We start from the raw sequence: 19,822 nt of genomic DNA on the forward strand, positions 1-19,822 counted from the left end.
GGACGGACCCGGCGGCGGACCGGGCGACGCGCCTACGCCGCCGCCGCGGCCAGCCGTTCGCGCTCGCGGGGCACGAAGCGCACGTGCGGATGGCCGCGGTGCCAGCCGACCGACAGCCGCAGGCCGCCGACGCGGGCCAGGACCAGGGCGATCGCGACGGCCGCCGCGGCCGTCACGGCGCCGCCGGCCGCCAGGCCCGCCCGGACGCCGTACGCGTCCGTGATCCAGCCCGCGATGGGCGCGCCCACGGGCGCGCCGCCCATGAAGACCATCATGTAGAGGGCCATGACCCGGCCCCGCATGACGGGGTCGGTGCTCATCTGGATGCTGCTGTTGGCGGTGACGTTCACCGTCATGCCGAACATGCCGATCGGCACCATGAGCAGGGCGAACAGCCACAGCGAGGGGGCGAGGGCGGCGACGATCTCCATCGCGCCGAACGCCACCGCGCCCACGACGAGCACCCGCATCCGGGCCGTGCCGCGCCGGGCGGCGAGCAGGGCGCCCGCGACCGATCCGACGGCCATCAGGGTGTTGAAGAGGCTGTAGGAGCCGGCGCCGGCGTCGAAGACGTCGTCGGCGAAGGCGGACAGGTAGACGGGGAAGTTGAAGCCGAAGGTGCTGACGAATCCCGCGAGGACGATGGTCCAGATCAGCTCGGGGCGTCCGGCGACGTAGCGCAGTCCCTCGCGCAGCTGCCCCTTGCCGCGCGGGGCGCGCTGGACGGCGTGCAGCTCACGTGCCCGCATCAGCAGCAGACCGGCGATGGGCGCGACGAAGGAGAGCCCGTTGGCGAGGAACGCCCAGCCGGTGCCGACGCCGGTGATCAGCAGGCCGGCCACGGCGGGGCCGACGAGCCGGGCCGACTGGAAGTTCGCGGAGTTCAGGCTGACGGCGTTCTGGAGCTGGCCGGGGCCGACCATCTCGGCGACGAACGACTGGCGGGCCGGGTTGTCCACGACGGTGGCCAGTCCGACGGCGAAGGCGGCCAGGTAGACGTGCCAGACCTGGACCTGTCCGGTGAGGGTCAGCGCGGCGAGCGCGATGCCGGTGAGGGCCATGGCGGACTGGGTGACCAGGAGGGTGCCGCGCTTGGGCAGCCGGTCGACGAGGACACCGCCGTAGAGGCCGAAGAGGAGCATCGGCAGGAACTGCAGGGCCGTGGTGATGCCGACGGCGGTGGCGGAGCCGGTGAGGCTGAGCACCAGCCAGTCCTGGGCGATGCGCTGCATCCAGGTGCCGGTGTTGGAGACGACCTGGCCGAGGAAGAACAGCCGGTAGTTGCGGACCTTCAGCGAGCTGAACATCGAGGAGGTGCGCTCGGGTACGGGCGGGGAGTGGTCGGTGTGTGGTGCGGGGGCGGAAGCTGCTCCGGGTCCCGTACTCAACAGGGTTCGCCTCCTTGTCGACGGCGCCTTCGGCCGTGCGTGGTCCCTACAGGTGTGCGAGCTTCTCCAGCACGGGGGCGGCGGCGCGCAGGGCGGCCCACTCGTCCTCGTCGAGGCCCTCGACCAGGGTGGCCAGGAAGGCGTTGCGCTTGCGGCGGCTCTCCTCGAGCATCGCCTCGGCCTGCTCCGTCTTCGTGACGACCTTCTGGCGCCGGTCCTCGGGGTGCGGCTCCAGGCGGACCAGGCCCTTGGACTCCAGGAGCGCGACGATGCGGGTCATCGACGGCGGCTGGACGTGCTCCTTGCGGGCCAGCTCACCCGGGGTGGCCTTGCCGCAGAGGGAGAGGGTGCCCAGCACCGACATCTCGGTGGGGCTCAGCGACTCGTCGACCCGCTGGTGCTTGAGCCGGCGCGACAGCCGCATCACGGCGGAGCGCAGGGAGTTCACGGCGGCAGCGTCGTCGCCATGGGTAAGGTCCGACATGGTATTTAGCGTAACTCATTACTCTCGCTAAGGACCACTCGGGGCGCGCATCAATGCCCGTGACACCGGCCACTGAAGCGTCACATCACTCATTTGGGTGATCCGGCGGCGGAACGTCACACACCGCACCGAAGAGTGCCGCGACCCTCGTCTGCATGGGGACCAGCGTGCTCAGCCTGCGAATAGACCATGAGCTGCTCGAACGGCTCCGACAGCATGCCGCGAGAAGGGGTATGAGCGTCCAGGACTATGTCGTGCGCACGCTCGTGCGCGACGACTTCGACGAGCGGTTCCAGTCCGCCGTCGAGGAGACGGAGCGGTTCTACGGGGTCACCTGACGGCCCCCGCGGAACCGCTCCGCGCGCTCAGGTCAGGCCCAGGGCCGGCATCAGGTAGTAGAAGCCGAAGACCGCCGCCACGACGTACATCGCGACGGGCACCTCCCGGCCGCGGCCGGCCGCCAGGCGCAGCACGGCGAAGGTGAGGAAGCCCATGCCGATGCCGTTGGTGATCGAGTAGGTGAACGGCATCATCACCATCGTCACGAACGCCGGGATCGCGAGGGTGTAGTCGGCCCAGTCGATCTCCTTGACGGAGTTCGCGAGGATCAGGAAGCCGACCGCGAGCAGGGCCGGGGTGGCCGCCTGGGACGGGACCATCGTGGCGACGGGCGTGAGGAACAGCGCCAGGCCGAACAGGGCGCCGGTGACGACGTTCGCCAGGCCCGTGCGCGCGCCCTCGCCGACACCGGCCGTGGACTCCACGAAGGCGGTGGTGGCCGAGGAGGAGCTGGCGCCGCCCGCGGCGACGGCGATGCCGTCGACGAACAGCACCTTGTTGATGCCCGGCATCTGCCCCTGGGCGTCGGTCAGCTTCGCCTCGTCGCTGACGCCCATGATCGTGCCCATGGCGTCGAAGAAGCAGGACAGCAGGACGGTGAAGACGAACAGCACGCCGGTGAGCACACCGACCTTGCCGAAGCCGCCGAACAGGCTGACCTGGCCGATCAGCCCGAAGTCGGGGCTGGCCACGGGGTTGCCCGGCCACTTCGGGGCGGTGAGCCCCCACGAGGGGACCTTCGCGACGGACTCGATGACGACGGCGACCACGGTCGTCGTGACGATCGAGATCAGGATCGCGCCGGGGACCTTGCGCACGATCAGCGCGAGCGTGAGCAGCGCGCCCAGGACGAAGACCAGGACCGGCCAGCCGTCGAGGTGGCCGTCGGCGCCGAGCTGGAGCGGGACCGTGGTCTGGGCCGCGTCCGGGATGCGGGAGACGAAACCGGAGTCCACCAGCCCGATCAGCATGATGAACAGGCCGATACCGATGGAGATGGCCTTGCGCAGGCCGTACGGCACGGCGTTCATCACGCGCTCGCGCAGTCCGGTGGCGACGAGCAGCATCACGATGAAGCCGGCGAGGACGACCATGCCCATGGCGTCGGGCCAGGACATCCGGGGCGCGAGCTGGAGGGCGACGACCGAGTTCACGCCGAGGCCGGCGGCGAGCGCGATCGGCACGTTGCCGATGACGCCCATCAGCAGCGTGGTGAAGGCCGCGGTGAGGGCGGTCGCGGTGACCAGCTGACCGTTGTCCAGCTGGTTGCCGTACATGTCCTTCGCGCTGCCGAGGATGATCGGGTTCAGCACGATGATGTACGCCATCGCGAAGAAGGTGGCGAGACCGCCGCGGATCTCGCGCGGCACGGTGCTGCCGCGCTCGGAGATCTTGAAGTAGCGGTCGAGTGCGCCGTGGGCGGGCCCGGCTCCCGGCTGTTCCGGAGTGGGGGCCTTGGCAGGAGCCGAGGTGGGCATACTGTTGGAGTTTCCTACGAAGAGAAGTGGTCAGACACAAACCTTTTCAGTATGAACATATAAGGCCCCGTACGCATATCTCCGCGCGTAGAACCGCACGCCTCGTAAGCTGTGTCCCATGGCGAAGTGGACCCCCAAGCACGAGGCGCCGGAGCCCCTGGAGGGGCCCGTGGTCGCGACCATCACCGGCGGCACGATCATCTGGTTCGTCCTCTTCGTCGTCCAGCTCCCCTTCTACGGCTGGTTCGCCGACCACGGCCACACCTGGTGGGTGTGGACCTGCCTGGCCGGCGGCGGGCTCGGGCTGATCGGCATCTGGTACGTGCGCCGGAGGGACGCCGCGATCAGGTGGGCGGCGGCGCCCCCGGAGCCGGACGGCTCGGGTCCGGGGTCCGCGGGTCCGGGGTCCACGGGTCCGGGGTCCACGGGGCCGGGGTCCACGGGGCCGGGGGCCTCCGGGCCGGGTGTCGTGAGCCGGTGAGCCCTTCCGGTCGCCGCGCCGGTGGACGCTTCCGGCGGCCGAGCCGGTGAATCCTTCCGGTCACTGAGCCGTGAGCCCTTCCGGTCGCGGCATCGGCGCCGTACGACTCCGGGACGACACCCCTCCTCCCCGGGTCGGAACTTCTCGCCCCTCGGCGGGTGAACGCCCCGCTCCGCACGTACCGTCGAAGGCATGACGCATGCCGACCCTGGCACCGAAGTGGGCGAACCCGCGCACCCCGCCTCCGTCACGGTCGCGGCGAGCGGGCTGACCGCTGCCGAAGTGGCCGAGCGGGTCGGCCGCGGCCAGGTCAACGACGTACCGGTGCGCAGCAGCCGGTCGATGGCCGAGATCGTGCGGGCCAACGTCTTCACCCGGTTCAACGCGATCATCGGCGTGCTCTGGCTGATCATGCTCTTCGTCGCGCCGATCCAGGACAGCCTGTTCGGCTTCGTGATCATCGCCAACACCGGTATCGGCATCGTGCAGGAGTGGCGGGCGAAGAAGACCCTCGACTCCCTCGCGGTGATCGGCGAGGCGCGGCCGAGGGTGCGGCGGGACGGCGCGTCCGCCGAGGTCGCCACCTCCGGGATCGTCCTCGACGACCTGATCGAGATCGGGCCGGGCGACAAGGCGGTCGTGGACGGGGTGTGCGTCGAGGCCGACGGGCTGGAGATCGACGAGTCCCTGCTCACCGGCGAGGCCGACCCCGTCGTCAAACGCCCCGGGGACCGGGTCCTGTCCGGCAGCTTCGTGGTCGCGGGCGGCGGCGCCTTCCAGGCCACCAAGGTCGGCCGGGAGGCGTACGCGGCCCAGCTCGCCGAGGAGGCGTCGCGCTTCACCCTCGTCCACTCCGAGCTGCGCTCCGGCATCTCCACCATCCTCAAGTACGTGACGTGGATGATGGTCCCGGCCGCGACCGGCCTGATCATCACGCAGATCGCCGTGAAGCAGAACGCGCTGGACGACTCGATCGCCCGGACCGTCGGCGGCATCGTCCCCATGGTCCCCGAGGGGCTGGTGCTGCTGACCTCCGTCGCGTTCGCGATCGGCGTCGTCCGGCTCGGCCGCAAGCAGTGCCTGGTGCAGGAACTCCCCGCCATCGAGGGCCTCGCGCGCGTCGACACCGTCTGCCTGGACAAGACGGGCACCCTCACCGAGGGCGGCATGGACGTCACCGGGCTGCGTCCGCTCGGCGGCCACGACGAGGGGCACGTCCGCACGGTGCTGGGCGCCCTCGGCACCTCCGACCCCCGCCCCAACGCCTCCCTCCAGGCCGTCATCGACGCGTATCCCGACGGCCGGGGCTGGCGCGCCACCGGGGCGCTGCCGTTCTCCTCGGCCCGCAAGTACAGCGGCGCCACCTTCGGCGAGGGCGACGCCGGGGGCGGCACCTGGCTGCTGGGCGCCCCGGACGTACTGCTGCCCGCCGGCGATCCGGCGCTGGCCGAAACCGACCGCCTCAACGAGCAGGGCCTGCGGGTGCTGCTGCTGGCGCGGGCCGGCCGCGGGCTGGACGATCCCGACGTGGCGAAGGGGGCCGAGCCCGCCGCCCTCGTCGTACTGGAGCAGCGGCTGCGCCCGGACGCCGCCGACACCCTGCGCTACTTCGCCGAGCAGAACGTCCACGCGAAGGTGATCTCCGGGGACAACGCGGTGTCCGTCGGCGCGGTGGCGGGCAAGCTGGGCCTGGCCGGGACGACGGTCGACGCGCGCGAGCTGCCCCGGGACCGCGACGCCATGGCGGGCGCCATCGACGCGGCCACCGTGTTCGGGCGGGTCACCCCGCGGCAGAAGCGGGACATGGTGGGCGCGCTCCAGTCGCGCGGCCACACCGTCGCGATGACCGGTGACGGCGTCAACGACGTCCTCGCGCTGAAGGACGCCGACATCGGGGTGGCGATGGGCTCGGGGTCGGAGGCGACCCGGGCCGTGGCGCAGATCGTGCTGCTCGACAACAGCTTCGCCGCGCTGCCGTCGGTGGTCGCCGAGGGACGGCGGGTCATCGGCAACATCACCCGCGTCGCGACGCTGTTCCTGGTGAAGACGGTGTACTCGGTACTGCTGGCGCTGCTGGTGGTGTTCTCGCAGGTGGAGTACCCGTTCCTGCCGCGCCATCTGACGCTGCTCTCCACCCTGACCATCGGCGTGCCGGCCTTCTTCCTGGCGCTCGCGCCCAACAAGGAGCGGGCCAGGCCGCATTTCGTGCGGCGGGTGATGCGGTACGCGATCCCGGGCGGCGCGCTGGCCGCGGCGGCGACCTTCGTGACGTATCTGATCGCCCGTCACCACTACACGGGGGCGGGATCGCTGAACGCCGAGACGAGCGCCGCCACGCTGACGCTCTTCCTGATCTCGCTCTACGTGCTGGCCATCGTCGCCCGGCCCTACACCTGGTGGCGCCTCGCGCTGGTGGCCGCGATGGGCTTCGCGTTCCTGCTGGTCCTGGTCGTGCCGTGGCTCCAGGAGTTCTTCGCGCTGCGGCTGGTCGGGATGACCATGCCGTGGATCGCGGTCGGCGTCGCGGCGGTGTCGGCGGTCGCCCTGGAGTTCGTCTGGAGGTGGGTCGACCGCCGGTTCCCCGCGTAGCCGGGCGTCGTCCCCGCTAGCGCACGTCGACGAAGTCACCCGTGGCGTTGACCGCCGGGGTGGTCGTGGTGCCCGCGAACGAGTAGCGGAAGTAGCCGTCGCCCGCGGCCGTGACGGTCGTGCGCAGCTCGCCCGTGGAGTTGGTCGTGACCGTCCTGACCGTGCTGTAGGTGTCGCTGCCCTTCTTGCGGAACTGGAGCTTCACCGGCTGGCCCGTGTAGCCGCGGTAGGTGTTGTCCTCCCAGTTGGCGCGGGAGAGCTTGCCGGTGACCGTGATCGGCTTGCCCTTCTTCACCGGCTCCGGCGAGGCGTTGACCGTCAGCTTGGAGTAGCGCTGGACGGTGGTGCCGCCGAGGCCGCTCTGGCTCCGGTAGCCGACCTCGGTGATGTCGAACTCCTCGGCGGAGGGGTCCTGGCCGTTGAAGGCGGTGGCCTCGGCGGCGGCCTTCCAGGCGCCGGCGTCGGTGTTGACCAGGTCGTGGACGCCCGGACCCGGGTAGATGTCGACGGTGCCCTTGCAGGTGGCGGTGGTCGCGGTGACGGCGGTGCACTTCGCCGGCTTGTCGCCGAGGAGCCAGGCGTCGGGGGCGGTGAACGAGCCCCGGTAGATGATCGGGTCCGTGATGAAGTCGGCGGCCTTGATGTCGACGTCCGCGCCGTGCGTCAGCGTGTAGGTGACGGACGTCGAGACGCGGTTGGTCGTGCCGACCTTGATCGTCCTGGCGATCTTGAAGTCGGAGAAGGAGACGTTCAGGGCGTACGGCCCGCCCACCCGGCTCCCGGCCTTGGCGGACGCGGCCTGCGCCGCCTGGCGGATCGTCGCGACGTCGGCCCGCGTCGGGGCCGGGCCGTCGGCCTGCGCGGCCGGAACCGCGAGGGCGGAGAGGGCCAGGGCGCCGGAGACGGCCGCCACGGTGGCTCTGATGCGCATGCGTTCCCCTGATGCGTAGCGGGCCCCGCCGGTCACGTCGGGGCCCGGGTGGTCGAGGGGTCTGTTGACCCGTGTGATCAGACATGCGCCCGGCGGCCGCGGTTGTCCGGCCGCGCGGAAAACCGGGTGACCTTCGTCACGAACCCCCGGACCGCGCCCGGGAGTTCGCGACACATGCCGCTACCGCACGTCGACGTAGTCACCCGCGGCGCTGACGGCCGCGGTGGTCGTGGTCCCCGCGAACGAGTAGCGGAAGTAGCCGTCCTGGCCCGCCGTGACCGTCGTGCGCAGGTCGCCCGTCGCGTTCGACTTGACGGTCTTCAGCGTGGTGTAGGTGCTGCTGCCCTTCTTGCGGAACTGCAGCTTCACCGACTGGCCCGTGTAGCCGCGGTACTTGAGGCTCTCCCAGTCGGCGCGGGAGAGCTTGCCGGTGACCGTGATCGGCTTGCCCTTCTTCACCGGCTCCGGCGAGGCGTTCACCGTCAGCTGCGAGGCCCGCTGGAACATGAAGGAGCCGGCCTTCTCCTTCCAGATGAAGTCGCCGTCCTCGGCGTCGACCATCGCGTCGACGTACCAGGTGCCGGCGGAGGCGTTGGTGAGGTAGTCCACCTTCGGGTCCACCAGGAACGACGCGGTGCACGTGGAGGTCGTGGACCCGGTCGCCGTGCAGGTGGGCCTGGAGGTCGAGAAGTACCCGTAGTCGGGGCCCGTGAGGGTGAACTCGTCCGCGCCCCGGATGCCGGAGTCGTCCCGCGCCGTCACGCTGACCTTGATGGTCTTCGGGCTCGAAACACCCACGTTCAGCCGGTTGTCGCCGTCCACGACGACCTTGGTGATCGTCGTGTCGCCGACGCCGGAGTCGGCCTGTGCTGCCGGGACGGCCAGGGCGGACAGGGCCAGGGCGCCGGAGACGGCGGCCACGGTGGCTCGAATGCGCATGCGTTCCCCACGGGGAGAAGGGGGACCGGCCCTGGTCGCGCCGCGTGGCACGCGGCGCGCGACCGGGTCCCGAGTGATCGTCGAGCCTGTTGGCTCGGTGATCAGATCACCGAAGGGGGCGAAAGGTTGTACGACTCGTGAAGTTCTCGTACCCACGTGTGCGGGCGGGGACGGCCGTGGGGCGGGGGCACGGCTGCCTCCCGCCGTCCGCGGCGGACGGACCACCCCGGCGGGTGGTCCGGAGGTCAGTCGAACCAGCGGTCACGGGCCAGTTCGGGGGTGCGGGACGGGTCCTCCAGGAGGGCCGCCACCTCGAAGCGGCGCGGCCACTGGCCGGACGCCCAGGCCAGGCCCGCGGCCACGCCCTCCAGGGTCGAGGCGTGCAGCGTGCCGTCGTCGGCCAGCCGCCAGTCGATCTCCACGCCGTCGACGACGAGTTCGCCGTGCTCGGCGTACGACGCCGGCGTGCGCGCGCCCAGCAGCACCCGCACCGGCTCCGGCACCTCGTGCGCGGTGCCCTCGCTCGTCACCTCCCCGGTGACCGACTCGCTCAGCCGCCGCACCTGGAACAGCTCGGCCAGCTCCGCGGCCCGCGCGGGCCGCACCGGCAGCAGCGGGACACCTGCGGTGAAGGGCAGCAGGTCCGGGGAGTCCACGACCACCGCCCCGGCCGCGTCCACCACCTCGACCCGCCCGTCCACCACGGCCCGCAGCTCGTCCGGCAGAGTCACCTGGTCGGGGTCCAGGTCGGCCAACGCCCCATAGAGGGCGTGCAGTTGCGCGGCGGTGACCGAGCGGGCCGGGTCGGCGAGCCGGTCCAGCAGCTCGGCGGCCCCGCCCGGCTCGTCGAGCAGCGCGGCGACGGAGGTGCGCACCCCCAGCGCCCGCAGCACCTGCTCGTCGTCGAACCCGGTCGCGTCCGCCTCGTCGTACAGACCCCGCAGCAGCGGGTCGCCGCCGAAGGCCAGCAGTCCGGCGGGCCTGCGGCCGTCCAGCACCGGCTGCCCGCGCAACCACCAGGCGGTGTAAGGCCGTACGACCTCGTGCGTGCCGTCCGGCAGGAGAATCCGCACCTGCTGGGTCAGCGCGTCCCTCAGCGGCGGCCGGGCAAGCATCGCCAGGGCCTGGGGCCACTTGTCGTCGTCCACCAGATCGAGGTCGCGTACGGCGATCAGCTCGGTGGCCACCGGCGGCACCGGCGTGTCCGGGAACCGGTCCAGGATGTCCTCGCACCAGACGTCGACGGCGTCCAGCAGGCCCGCGTCGTCGGGTTCGGCGAAGTCGCCCTCGCGCGGCTCCAGTTCGTCCGGGTCCAGCACCACGTCCGTGGCGCGTACGAGGGCGAAGCCGGCCAGCACGCCACAGGCCGCGAGCGGCTGCTCGCCCCAGGTGCGCGCCAGCTCCGCGTCGGCGAAGGCGAGTTCGCCCTCCCGCATCACCTGGGCGAACGCGCTGCCGGGCAGGACGAGTTCACCGGCCGGCGCGAGTTCCCCCTCCTCGTCCGGGAGGGCCAGCGCGCCGAGCCACGGCTCGTCACCGGGCTCCAGTCCGGCGTCGCGCACCAACGCGAGGACGGTGTCGGCCAGTTCCTCGGCGCCGGGGGCGTCCTCCTCCCAGTCCAGCCCGCCGTCGTCGTCCAGCGAGGCGGCGACGGCCGCCCTGACCTGAGGCGTCGTCAGCACCGCGCGGGCCGTGGCGGGCAGGGCGCCGAGCTTCTCCAGCAGGGGGTGCGCGGCCTGCGGGTGGGCCACCTTCAGGCCGAGCCGGGCCAGCGTCTCCGGTTCGACGGAAGCGCCGTCGGAGGACGGGAGCAGCACCTGCCGCGGGCCGATGGTGGTGCGGCCGTCGGCCAGCGGCACCGGCAGCCCGGACAGCCGGTCCGGGTCGACGCCCGCGAGGCTGTCGTAGAGCCGCCGCCACCAGCCGGGCTCCTTCTCCAGCCCGGCCAGCCGGTCGATCGCGTCGGCCAGCGGCACCCGGGCGACCCCGAGCGTGCGCAGCTCCACGCGCCGCTCCAGGCCCGCGGGCAGCAGGGTCGGCAGCACCTCGGCCAGCACCCGCACGGTGTCCGCGCCGGCGCCCTCGACGACCTCGGCCTCCCGCGGCCGCAGCGACCGCGGCAGCTCGGCGTCGTCCTCGGGCGGCTCCAGGGCGGGCGGCAGGAACGACGTGCGCGGCAGCCGCTCCAGGACCGCCTGGCGCAGCGCGCCGTCCAGTTCGCCCTTGCCCAGCGGGCCCGGCACCAGGTCGATGAGGCCCGCGTCCACCGGGCGCCAGTGCGCGAGCAGTTCCGCGTAGGCGTCCGCCGCGCGCTGCACGAGGAAGTCGGTGAGCGGGCCGGGCGCCGCGTGCCGGCGGGTGGTGTCCAGCGGGAAGGAGGCGATGAGCAGGGCCGGCACCCCGAGGGCCTCGTCGCTGGGGGTGGGCGCGTGCACGACGGGCGCCGTGCGCGGCCGGGCGGGCGTGCCGTCGGCGGCGTCCACGGGCACCGCCCAGGTCAGCGACCAGTGCGGGCGCAGACGCTCCTCGACCGGCCGGTCGGCGAGCAGTTCGGGACCCAGCGGACCGCCCGCGGCGGCCGTACGCCAGTGGGTGACCCCGCCCGCGGAGTCCTCCACGACCGTGAAGGGGCCGTCGGCGCGGCGGCGCACGGTACGGGGCTCGCCGTCGCCCACCTCGATCACCACCTCCTCCAGACCGGGCAGGGCGAGGAGCAGCGCGTCGTCGACGGCGCGCAGCAGCCGCTCGGCGAGACCGGCGGCGGCGGTGTCGCGCAGCGGCAGGATCACGACGGTGTCGTACGGGTCGGGGGCGGTGCCCTCGGCGGCGAAGGGGAGCCGCAGCAGCGGCACATGGCCGTCGCGGCGCCGGATCTCCTCGCCCAGCCCCGCGCTGCCGCCCGCGGTCTCCAGGGCCAGGTCCCGGGCCTCGGCGAGCGCCCACCGCACACCGCCGTGCCGGCCGACGACGGCGGGCTCGTCCGTGACCGCGAGCACGGAGGCGAAACCGACGCCGAAGCGGCCCACGGAGTCCGTGTCCCGCTTCGCGGACGCGCGCAGCGTGGACAGCGACTCGACGCCGGCCGCGTCCAGCGGGGCGCCGGTGTTGGCGGCGAAGAGAACACCCTCGCGAAGGGTCAGCCGCAGCCGGCCGGGCACCCCGGCCCGGCCCGCGGCGTCGGCGGCGTTCTGCGCCAGCTCCACGACGAGCCGGTCCCGGTACCCGCCGAGGACGAGGTCCTCCTCGGCGTTGGCGTCCTCCCGGAAGCGGGCCGGGCCGGCGGCCCAGGCATCGAGCACACCACGACGCAGACGGGCCGTACCGAACGGGTCCGCGCCCTCACCAGCGGGCCGCACGAACTTGCTCACGATGCCACTCTCCTCGTCGGCGTGACCATGAAGGTACCGCGACGGGAAACCCCCCGCGGCCCACGCCCACGGCCCGCCCGGCCGCCCCGGCGCCGGGTGCCACCCGCCCCGCGCCGACCACGGGACCGACGGCTCGGAGGCCGGGCCGGAAGGGGGCTGACGGCTCTCGCCGGGAGGGGTGCGCCCTCGTCCACCGGGGTGGGCGGGGTCCGCTGTCCGGGTTCCGCCGGGCACCGCACGCCACCGCGCCGGAGCCGCCCGGACCCGGCGAACGCCGACGCCGTACGTCCCGGCCGCCCGGCGACACGCCGCCCGCCCGGCACCGACCCCTCCCGCGGACCGCGCGGACCGGCGCCAGAACCCCGCGGACCCCGCCGGAGCCCCGCGGACCCACGCCGGAGCCCCGCCAGAACCCCGCGGACCCGCGTCAGAACCGGCGCCGACCCGCGCCGGAACCTACGCGTGCCCCGGCTCCGCCGGCTTCTCGTCGGCCGCCGGGACCGGGTCCGAGCCGGGTGAGGGGCGGAGCGGGAACGGGTCCACCCGGGTCTCGTCGACGACCGGCTCCGGCGGACGCGGCGGCGTCGGCATGACCGCCGCCTCCGAGTGCCCGCCGCAGCCGTACGTCAGGGCCACCACCCGGCCGTCCGCCGGGGAGAACTCGTTGGCGCAGACCCCGAAGGCCTGGCCGAGGGAACCGCCGATCGGGGACAGGAAACCGCAGCTGACGCACGAGGCCGGAGCCGCCTGCGCCATCGGGGTCTTCGCGCCGAACGACTCCTCCCAGCGGTCCGCGGCGACATGCAGGCCGTAGCGGGAGAGCACCCGGGCCCGGCGCATGCCCAGCTCGTCGGCGACGGACGCGATCGAGCCCCGGGACGGCGTCGTCGGCAGCGGCAGCACGGGCGTGCCCCCGGTGATCTCGGCGTCCTCCGCCTCCACCAGGTCCGCCATCTCGTGCGAGAGCGGCGAGTTCGGCCCCGGCTCGTCCTCACCGGAGTAGCCCGGCTCCAGCCGCAGATCCTCGGCGTCCGTGGGCAGCAGGTCACCCGGACCCATGTCACCGGGGCGCAGCCGCTCGCTCCACGGCACCCACTCCGGCGCCAGCAGCGCGTCCGGACCCGGCAGCAGCACCACCTCGTCGAGCGTGACGAACTTCGCCCGCGAGGCGCGGGCCACCGTCACGGCCCAGCGCCAGCCGCGGTAGCCGAACTCCTTGCACGCGAAGAAGTGCGTGACGACACGGTCGCCCTCGGAGACCAGACCCGCGTGCTCACCCACCACACCGGGCGCGGCGGCCTCCTCGGCGGCACCGCGGGCGAGATCGACCGCCTCGGCGCACAGACGGTCGGGGGTGCGGCTTCGCGTTGTCGCTGCGCTCACAGGTATCGCTTCTCTCCTACGCCGTCACTCGGGTGCGGCTGCCTGAAGGCGGCGGAGCGAACGGAGCGGACCTGTGGGCCGCGTCGACGTCCGCATCCGAATCGCGCTCGGGCGCACCTACGTCATCCATTGTGCGGGATGGCTGAGATACGCACGCTACCTGTTCGCGGCCGCTGGGCCTACACCGACGTAGCTTCTCGGCGCTCCGCGGCGCGTCCCGCACCCCGCCCGAGCGGCCCGGACGGGCCCGGACCGTGGACCATACGCGCCGTCACCGCACTACCCACCCCCATCTCGGGGCACTATTGCGTCGTGGCAACCGCGAGGACGCCCCAGGGCGCCACCGGCATCGGCGGCGGCAAGGGCGGCCGGAACCGACGCCGCGGAACGGGCCGGAGGCGCGGCTCCCTCCGCGCGGTCGGCCGCGCCCTGCGCCTCCCCTTCACCGGCCCAGCCCGGGGCATCCGCAAGGCGACCCACGCGCACGGCGCCGGCGAGTCCGGCCTCGGCAAACTGATCGAACTGCACGGCGTGAACGGCGCCGGCGACGTCATGATCACCGTCGCCCTCGCCTCCACCGTGTTCTTCTCCGTCCCCACCGACGAGGCACGCGGGCGCGTCGCCCTCTACCTCGGCATCACCATGGCGCCCTTCACCCTGCTGGCCCCCGTGATCGGCCCCCTCCTGGACCGCCTCCCGCACGGCCGCCGCGCCGCCATGGCCGGGGCGATGCTCGCGCGGGCCCTGCTCGCCCTGGTCCTGTCCAGCGCCGTCGTCAGCGGCGACCTCCAGCTGTACCCGGCCGCACTCGGAGTACTGGTCGCCTCCAAGGCGTACGGGGTGGTGCGCAGCGCCGTCGTGCCCCGGCTGCTGCCACCGGGCTTCTCCCTGGTCAAGGCCAACTCGCGGGTCACCCTCGGCGGACTCCTCGCCACCGGTGTCGCCGCACCCATCGGCGCCGGGCTCCAGGCCCTCGGCCCCCGCTGGCCGCTCTTCGGCGCCTTCGTGATCTTCATCGCCGGTACGTTCCTGTCCTTCACCCTGCCGCACAAGGTCGACTCGGCCAAGGGCGAGGACACCGCCCTGCTCGCCGCCGACGAACAGCACCTGCACGGCCCGCACCGCCGGCCCGTCAAGCGCCCCGGACTGCGCACCGTCGGCATCGCCGTCACCCACGCCCTGGGCGCCAACGCGGCCCTGCGCTGCCTGTCCGGGTTCCTGATCTTCTTCCTGGCGTTCCTGCTGCGCGAGCACCCGATGTCCGGCCAGAGCGCCGCCGTCTCCCTCGGCATAGTCGCCGTCGCCGCCGGCACCGGCAACGCCCTCGGCACCGCCGTCGGCGCCTGGTTCCGCTCCCGGGCACCGGAGATCATCATCGTCGCCGTCGTGGGCCTCGTCCTGTGCGTCGCGATCACCGCCGCGGTCTTCTTCGGCGCCGTCATGGTGGCCGGCCTGGCCGCGGTCGCCGGGTTCGCGCAGGCGCTGGCCAAGCTCTCGCTGGACGCGCTGATCCAGCGGGACGTCCCCGAACTCGTCCGCACCTCCGCCTTCGCCCGCTCCGAGACCCTGCTCCAGATGGCCTGGGTCCTCGGCGGCGCGATCGGCATCGTGCTGCCCCTCAAGGGCTCGTTCGGACTGCTCATCGGCGCAGCCATCGTCGCCACCGGCTGGCTGACCACCGTCAAGGGCCTGATCGGTTCGGCACGGCACGGCGGACACACCCGGCCCCGGGTCGCCTGAAGCCGCCCGCCCCCCGCTTTTTCCGCCCGCACCGCGCACGGCACGCCGCCCCCGCATGGAGAGAGCGCCACACGCGCCCGATAGCCTTCGCCCATGACCACGCTGCAATCCGTTGTGCGACGCCGCCGCGCGCTCGCCGCCGCCGGCACCGTTTCCGCCGGACTGCTCGTCCTGTCGGCCTGCGACAAGCCGACACCGATGGCCACGATCACGGTCGGCACCTCCTCCGTGAACTCGGAGGCCACCTGCGGCGGCGAGGGCAACGCCCTGAAGCCCGCGGAACTGGCGCAGTGCCTGAAGAACACGGACATCAAGTCCATCTCCGTCGACCCGGACGAGACCGTGCGCTTCGGCGTCGACCCGGACATCGCCGACAAGGGCTGGACCATCCTCATGAACGGCCAGCCGCTCACCGACGCCAGCACCAAGACCTACCGCACCGTGCCCGGCAGCGTGTTCTTCAACGCCCAGTACGGCGCCAGCGGCAACTCGACGCTGGTCTCCGTCAAGGAGGGCGAGCGCGACGTGACGGGCCTGTGGACCTTCAAGCTCAAGAAGGACAGCTGACCACGTCCGTCGTCCGCGTCCTCGTGGCCACCGCCGTCCCCGCCGAACGGGACGCGGTGGCCCACGGCCTCGCCCTGCCCGGCGCCCAGGTGATCGCCGCGGGCGTCGGCCCCGCGCGCGCCGCCGCGAGCACCGCCACCGCCCTCACCCGGGCCGCCCTCGCCGGCAGGCCCTACGGCCTGGTCGTCTCGGCCGGCATCGCCGGCGGCTTCGCCCCGCACGCCCCCCTCGGCTCCCTCGTCGTCGCCGACGAGATCACCGCCGCCGACCTCGGCGCCGAGACCCCCGACGGCTTCCTGCCCGTCACCGACCTCGGCTTCGGCACCGTCACCCACCGCCCGCCCGCGCCCCTCGTCGCGGCGGTCGCGGCCGCCACCGGCGCACGCCCCGGCGCCGTCCTCACCGTCTCCACCGTGACCGGCACCGCCGCCCGCGCCGCACACCTGCGCGCACGCCACCCCACCGCCCTCGCCGAGGCCATGGAGGGCTTCGGCGTGGCCGAGGCCGCCGCCTCCCACGGCACACCCGTGCTGGAACTGCGCGCGGTCTCGAACCCCGTCGGCCCCCGCGACCGGGCCGCCTGGCGCATCGGCGACGCCCTGGCCGCCCTCGGGGACGCCTTCGGGAAGCTCGCGCCCGTCCTCCGGAGTTGGAACCCACATGACCAGTGAGCCGCTGCAGATCGCGTACTCCCCCTGCCCGAACGACACCTTCGTCTTCGACGCCCTCGCCCACGGCCGCCTGCCCGGCGCCCCCGGGCTGGACGTCACCTTCGCGGACATCGACATCACCAACGGCATGGCCGAACGCGGCGAGTCCGACGTCCTGAAGGTGTCGTACGCCGTGCTGCCCCACGTCCTCGACACCTACGCGCTGCTGCCCTGCGGCGGCGCCCTGGGGCGCGGCTGCGGCCCGCTGGTGCTGACCCGGGAGGCCGGGCTCGACCTCACCGGCCGCACGGTCGCGGTGCCCGGCGAGCGGTCGACGGCCTATCTGCTCTTCCGGCTCTGGGCGGCGGACACGGTGCCCGGCGGGGTGGGCGGGATCGTGGTGATGCCGTTCCACGAGATCATGCCCGCCGTGCGGGACGGGAAGGTCGACGCGGGACTCGTCATCCACGAGGCGCGCTTCACGTACCAGGACTACGGGCTGCACCGGCTCGCCGACATGGGCGAGCACTGGGAGGACACGACCGGACTGCCGATCCCGCTGGGCGCGATCATCGCGAAGCGGTCGCTGGGCGCCCGCACCCTGACCCGGCTCGCCGACGCGATCCGCGCGTCCGTACGGGCCGCCTGGGAGGAGCCCGAGACCGCGCGCCCCTACGTCATGGAACACGCCCAGGAGATGGACCCGGCCGTCGCCAACCAGCACATCGGCCTGTACGTCAACGAGTTCACCGCCGACCTCGGCGACGACGGCTACGCGGCCGTCCGCGGACTGCTCACCCGCGCGGCGGCCGAGGGACTGCTCCCGCCCCTCGGCCCCGGGGCCCTGGACTTCCCCGGGGCCCCGGACTTCTCCCGGTCCCCGGAGGACACCGGCAATCCGCCCGGGTGACCCGGTGTCCGCGCGGTCTACACGTCGAGTTGGTCCGCGACCGCGCGCAGCAGACCGGCGATCTTCTTGCCGGACGCCTTGTCGGGGTAGCGGCCCTTCTCCAGCATCGGCGTGATGTTCTCCAGGAGGGTCGTCAGGTCCTGGACGATGGAGGCGAGCTCGTCCGGCTTCCTGCGCTGGGCGGCCGCCACGGAGGGGGTCGGGTCGAGGATCGACACCGACAGCGCCTGGTCGCCGCGCTGACCGGCGACCACTCCGAACTCCACACGCTGTCCCGGCTTGAGAGCGTCGACTCCGGCGGGCAGGACCGAGGAATGAACGAAGACGTCACCGCCGTCGTCACGGGAGAGAAAGCCGAAGCCCTTCTCACTATTGAACCATTTGACTTTGCCGGTAGGCACGTCTGTCCTCGTCCTCGTACTCGTCGGAAAAATGCTTCTGAAAACGGCTGTTGAGAGCACTGCGGCGGGTCGGTCTGGACCCGCCTGTGCCAAGGCTAGTGCTCGCCGGGCGGGTGACAAGGCGTCGCCCGGTCGTTCCCTCGCGCAGGGAACTACCCTGGTGGGGTGCGTGACAAAACCCAAGCGAATTCCGCTGCCCCCGGCGACCGGCTGATCCGTGCAGGTGCGGTCGTCTTCTTCCTCGGCGCCGTGGCCACTGTGGTCACGGTGGCCCCGTTGCTGCTCGGGACGACGCCCTTCCCGACGTTCATGTTCGGACTGAGCATGCTCATGGGCGTCGGATTCCTCATCGCGGGGGCGGGCGTGTTCCGCTCCGCCGCGGACGGGAGGCGTCAGGCGCGCGGCGCGGCCAGGTAGCCGGCGAGCCACTCAGGGAACGCGGTCAGGCCGTCGAGGACCACGTCCGCGCCCAGCGCCCCCAGTTGACCGGCGTCGAACGGCCCGGTCGCCACGGTGACCGACAGCGCGTCGGCGGCGCGGGCCGCGCGGATGTCCCCCTCGTGGTCGCCGACGTACACGCCCGCGCCGTGCTCGCGCAGCGCCCGCGCCTTGCGCTCGGCCCACAGGTCGCCGACGAGGGCGTCGGGCCGGATGCCGAGGTGCTTCAGGTGCAGCTCGGCGTTGGGCTCGTACTTGGCGGTCACGACGATCGCCCGGCCGCCCGCCTCCCGTACGGCCGCCAGCGCCTCGGCGGCGCCGGGCAGGGCGGGCGTCGCGGTGACGGCGATCGCGGGGTAGATCTCCCGGTACAGCCCGGCGATCGCGGCGACCCGGTCCGCGGGGAACCAGTTGACCAGCTCCTCCTCCAGCGGCGGCCCGAGGCGGGTGACCGCCAGATCGGCGTCGATGTACGTGCCCGTCCGCTCGGCGAGCGCCGTGTAGCAGGCGTGGATGCCGGGGCGGGAGTCGATGAGGGTCATGTCGAGGTCGAAGCCGACGGTGAGTGCCATATGGGCCATTGTGCCCAGGGGGTGGTGCGGGCCTGACGGGCAGTCCCCCGGCCGGGGGGTCGGCGGCCGGGGGTCAGCGGCGGCGCTGTGAGCGCCACACGAGGAACAGGGCCGACGCCACGGCCGCGCCGCGCAGCACCCACGGCCAGGTCTCGGCGAGGGCGGCGCCCGTCCGGCCGTCGGCGACGGGGTCGCCCCAGCGGCCGGCGGTGCGGCCCCACAGCCAGACGGCGCCCGCGGTGAGGGAGAGGCCGGGCAGGATGACGACCGCCCACTTGGTCTCGGCGGCGCTCAGGCGGCGCGAGGCCCAGGCGATGAGCCAGCCCAGCAGCAGGACGACCAGGTTGCCGAGGGCCGCTCCGGCGACGAGGAGTGCGGCGGCGAGCAGCAGGAGGGGGTTGGTCCAGCGGGTCCCGGTGCCGGCCGGGCGGCGGCCCAGCAGGCGCCGCAGGCGGGGTGCGCCGGGCGCGGCGGCCTTCTCCACGGGGGCGGGTGCGGGTTCGGCGGGTTTCTGCTCGGCCGGCGGCCGCGGGTTGTCCTGGGCGGGCGGGTGCCGGAGCATCTCGGGGATCTCGACGCCGCCGACGAAGCCGGGCACGTCCTCGCCCGGTCCGAAGGGGGTGCTGTCGACCCGCCACCAGTCCGCCCGGCGCGTGCCGTCGGCCGGGTCCCGGGTGGCCGCCAGATGCGGGGGCGCGGGTGCGTCGTCGGCCGTCTCCGGCTCGGCCCGGCGGGGGCGCGGTACGAGTCGGCGCAGGCCCTTGGGGCGTTCGGCGGCGGTGTCGTGGTCGCGGCCGACGGGCTGGGCGGGCACGGGGGCGGCCGGTGTCCGGGGCGCGGGGGCGGCGCCGCCTCCGGCGGCCGTGACGACGTCGTCGGGGGTGCCGAGGTGGGCGATGATCCGGCGGACGGCGGCGGGGCTGTCGACGGGGGTTCCGGCGCGGCGCCGGTCGATCTCCCCGCGCAGGTCGTTGACCAGGCGCATGCGGGTGGACGACGGCAACTGCCGCTGCTGCGCGACGTCGCCGACGCGGCTCAGATACTCGTAGACGACCTGGTCGCTCTCGATCCCCACGAAGTCCCCTCCGGGGTGGGTGCGTTGGATAACCCGTGGGACGACGTTAGCGCAGGGCAGCGCGGGTGGGACGCCGCGGACCCGGGGAC

The 19,822-nt window shown here is 73.4% G+C and carries 18 protein-coding genes; 8 read left to right on the forward strand and 10 right to left on the reverse strand.

The features are described from left to right. Positions 1-32 precede the first annotated feature (32 nt). Both SZN_RS10930 and SZN_RS10935 read right to left on the reverse strand, forming a co-directional pair. On the reverse strand, positions 33-1,388 hold the full coding sequence (locus tag SZN_RS10930; protein ID WP_086021361.1) for an MFS transporter: 1,356 nt from the start codon (positions 1,386-1,388) through the stop codon (positions 33-35). Positions 1,389-1,434: 46 nt separating this feature from the next. Beyond that, the gene (locus tag SZN_RS10935) at positions 1,435-1,872 is read right to left on the reverse strand and encodes a MarR family winged helix-turn-helix transcriptional regulator (RefSeq protein ID WP_007494237.1); all 438 of its coding nucleotides are present in this window, start codon (positions 1,870-1,872) and stop codon (positions 1,435-1,437) included. Between the two features lie 155 nt (positions 1,873-2,027). On the opposite strand from SZN_RS10935, the gene SZN_RS10940 reads away from it, so the two are divergent. Beyond that, positions 2,028-2,210: a ribbon-helix-helix protein, CopG family gene (locus SZN_RS10940; protein WP_043729906.1), complete on the forward strand. Its 183-nt coding sequence runs from the start codon at positions 2,028-2,030 to the stop codon at positions 2,208-2,210. A gap of 27 nt (positions 2,211-2,237) precedes the next feature. Here the strand turns inward: SZN_RS10940 and SZN_RS10945 are convergent, their stop codons facing one another. After that, on the reverse strand, positions 2,238-3,689 hold the full coding sequence (locus SZN_RS10945) for an NCS2 family permease (RefSeq protein ID WP_007494241.1): 1,452 nt from the start codon (positions 3,687-3,689) through the stop codon (positions 2,238-2,240). A 118-nt stretch (positions 3,690-3,807) separates the two neighbouring features. On the opposite strand from SZN_RS10945, the gene SZN_RS39690 reads away from it, so the two are divergent. Together SZN_RS39690 and SZN_RS10955 are read left to right on the forward strand one after the other, a co-directional pair. Beyond that, the gene (locus SZN_RS39690; protein WP_007494242.1) at positions 3,808-4,170 is read left to right on the forward strand and encodes a DUF2530 domain-containing protein; all 363 of its coding nucleotides are present in this window, start codon (positions 3,808-3,810) and stop codon (positions 4,168-4,170) included. A gap of 192 nt (positions 4,171-4,362) precedes the next feature. Continuing rightward, positions 4,363-6,759 carry an HAD-IC family P-type ATPase gene (locus tag SZN_RS10955; RefSeq protein WP_043729910.1) on the forward strand — a complete coding sequence of 799 codons (2,397 nt, stop codon included), beginning with the start codon at positions 4,363-4,365 and terminating at the stop codon, positions 6,757-6,759. 16 nt (positions 6,760-6,775) lie between these two features. Here the strand turns inward: SZN_RS10955 and SZN_RS10960 are convergent, their stop codons facing one another. The 4 genes from SZN_RS10960 to SZN_RS10975 form a co-directional block, all read right to left on the reverse strand. After that, positions 6,776-7,690, reverse strand: a complete 915-nt coding sequence (locus SZN_RS10960) for a hypothetical protein (RefSeq protein ID WP_007494244.1) — start codon at positions 7,688-7,690, stop codon at positions 6,776-6,778. A gap of 180 nt (positions 7,691-7,870) precedes the next feature. Beyond that, positions 7,871-8,629, reverse strand: coding sequence for a hypothetical protein (locus SZN_RS10965; protein WP_043729914.1), 759 nt, complete (start codon positions 8,627-8,629; stop codon positions 7,871-7,873). 245 nt (positions 8,630-8,874) lie between these two features. Continuing rightward, positions 8,875-11,997, reverse strand: coding sequence for a sacsin N-terminal ATP-binding-like domain-containing protein (locus SZN_RS10970; RefSeq protein WP_007494246.1), 3,123 nt, complete (start codon positions 11,995-11,997; stop codon positions 8,875-8,877). 456 nt (positions 11,998-12,453) lie between these two features. Beyond that, positions 12,454-13,380, reverse strand: a complete 927-nt coding sequence (locus SZN_RS10975; RefSeq protein ID WP_007494247.1) for a DUF3027 domain-containing protein — start codon at positions 13,378-13,380, stop codon at positions 12,454-12,456. Positions 13,381-13,692: 312 nt separating this feature from the next. Here SZN_RS10975 and SZN_RS10980 point away from each other — a divergent pair, with 312 nt between their 5' ends. The 4 genes from SZN_RS10980 (at position 13,693) to SZN_RS10995 (ending at position 17,247) form a co-directional block, all read left to right on the forward strand. Then, on the forward strand, positions 13,693-15,120 hold the full coding sequence (locus SZN_RS10980; protein WP_007494248.1) for an MFS transporter: 1,428 nt from the start codon (positions 13,693-13,695) through the stop codon (positions 15,118-15,120). 93 nt (positions 15,121-15,213) lie between these two features. Continuing rightward, complete coding sequence (locus SZN_RS10985) at positions 15,214-15,687, forward strand: hypothetical protein (protein WP_063741747.1); 474 nt, start codon at positions 15,214-15,216, stop codon at positions 15,685-15,687. Next, a complete protein-coding gene (locus SZN_RS10990; protein ID WP_078508529.1) occupies positions 15,657-16,358 on the forward strand; it encodes a futalosine hydrolase in 702 nt (233 codons plus the stop codon). The genes SZN_RS10985 and SZN_RS10990 overlap by 31 nt, the downstream gene beginning before the upstream one ends. Further along, entirely contained in the window at positions 16,348-17,247 is a 900-nt protein-coding gene (locus tag SZN_RS10995) for a 1,4-dihydroxy-6-naphtoate synthase (RefSeq protein WP_007494253.1), read from the forward strand. Before SZN_RS10990 ends, SZN_RS10995 begins: the two co-directional genes overlap by 11 nt. Before the next feature lie 17 nt (positions 17,248-17,264). Here SZN_RS10995 and SZN_RS43160 read toward each other — a convergent pair whose 3' ends face one another. After that, positions 17,265-17,648, reverse strand: a complete 384-nt coding sequence (locus SZN_RS43160; protein ID WP_007494256.1) for a cold-shock protein — start codon at positions 17,646-17,648, stop codon at positions 17,265-17,267. A 165-nt stretch (positions 17,649-17,813) separates the two neighbouring features. On the opposite strand from SZN_RS43160, the gene SZN_RS11005 reads away from it, so the two are divergent. After that, positions 17,814-18,065 carry a hypothetical protein gene (locus SZN_RS11005; RefSeq protein WP_007494257.1) on the forward strand — a complete coding sequence of 84 codons (252 nt, stop codon included), beginning with the start codon at positions 17,814-17,816 and terminating at the stop codon, positions 18,063-18,065. On the opposite strand, the gene SZN_RS11010 is transcribed toward SZN_RS11005, so the two are convergent. Both SZN_RS11010 and SZN_RS42440 read right to left on the reverse strand, forming a co-directional pair. Next, on the reverse strand, positions 18,041-18,667 hold the full coding sequence (locus SZN_RS11010; protein ID WP_043729919.1) for an HAD family hydrolase: 627 nt from the start codon (positions 18,665-18,667) through the stop codon (positions 18,041-18,043). The genes SZN_RS11005 and SZN_RS11010 overlap by 25 nt on opposite strands. 64 nt (positions 18,668-18,731) lie before the next feature. Beyond that, positions 18,732-19,733: a hypothetical protein gene (locus tag SZN_RS42440; protein ID WP_007494261.1), complete on the reverse strand. Its 1,002-nt coding sequence runs from the start codon at positions 19,731-19,733 to the stop codon at positions 18,732-18,734. Positions 19,734-19,822: the final 89 nt, after the last annotated feature.

The organism is Streptomyces zinciresistens K42 (assembly GCF_000225525.1).
GTDB lineage: Bacteria > Actinomycetota > Actinomycetes > Streptomycetales > Streptomycetaceae > Streptomyces > Streptomyces zinciresistens.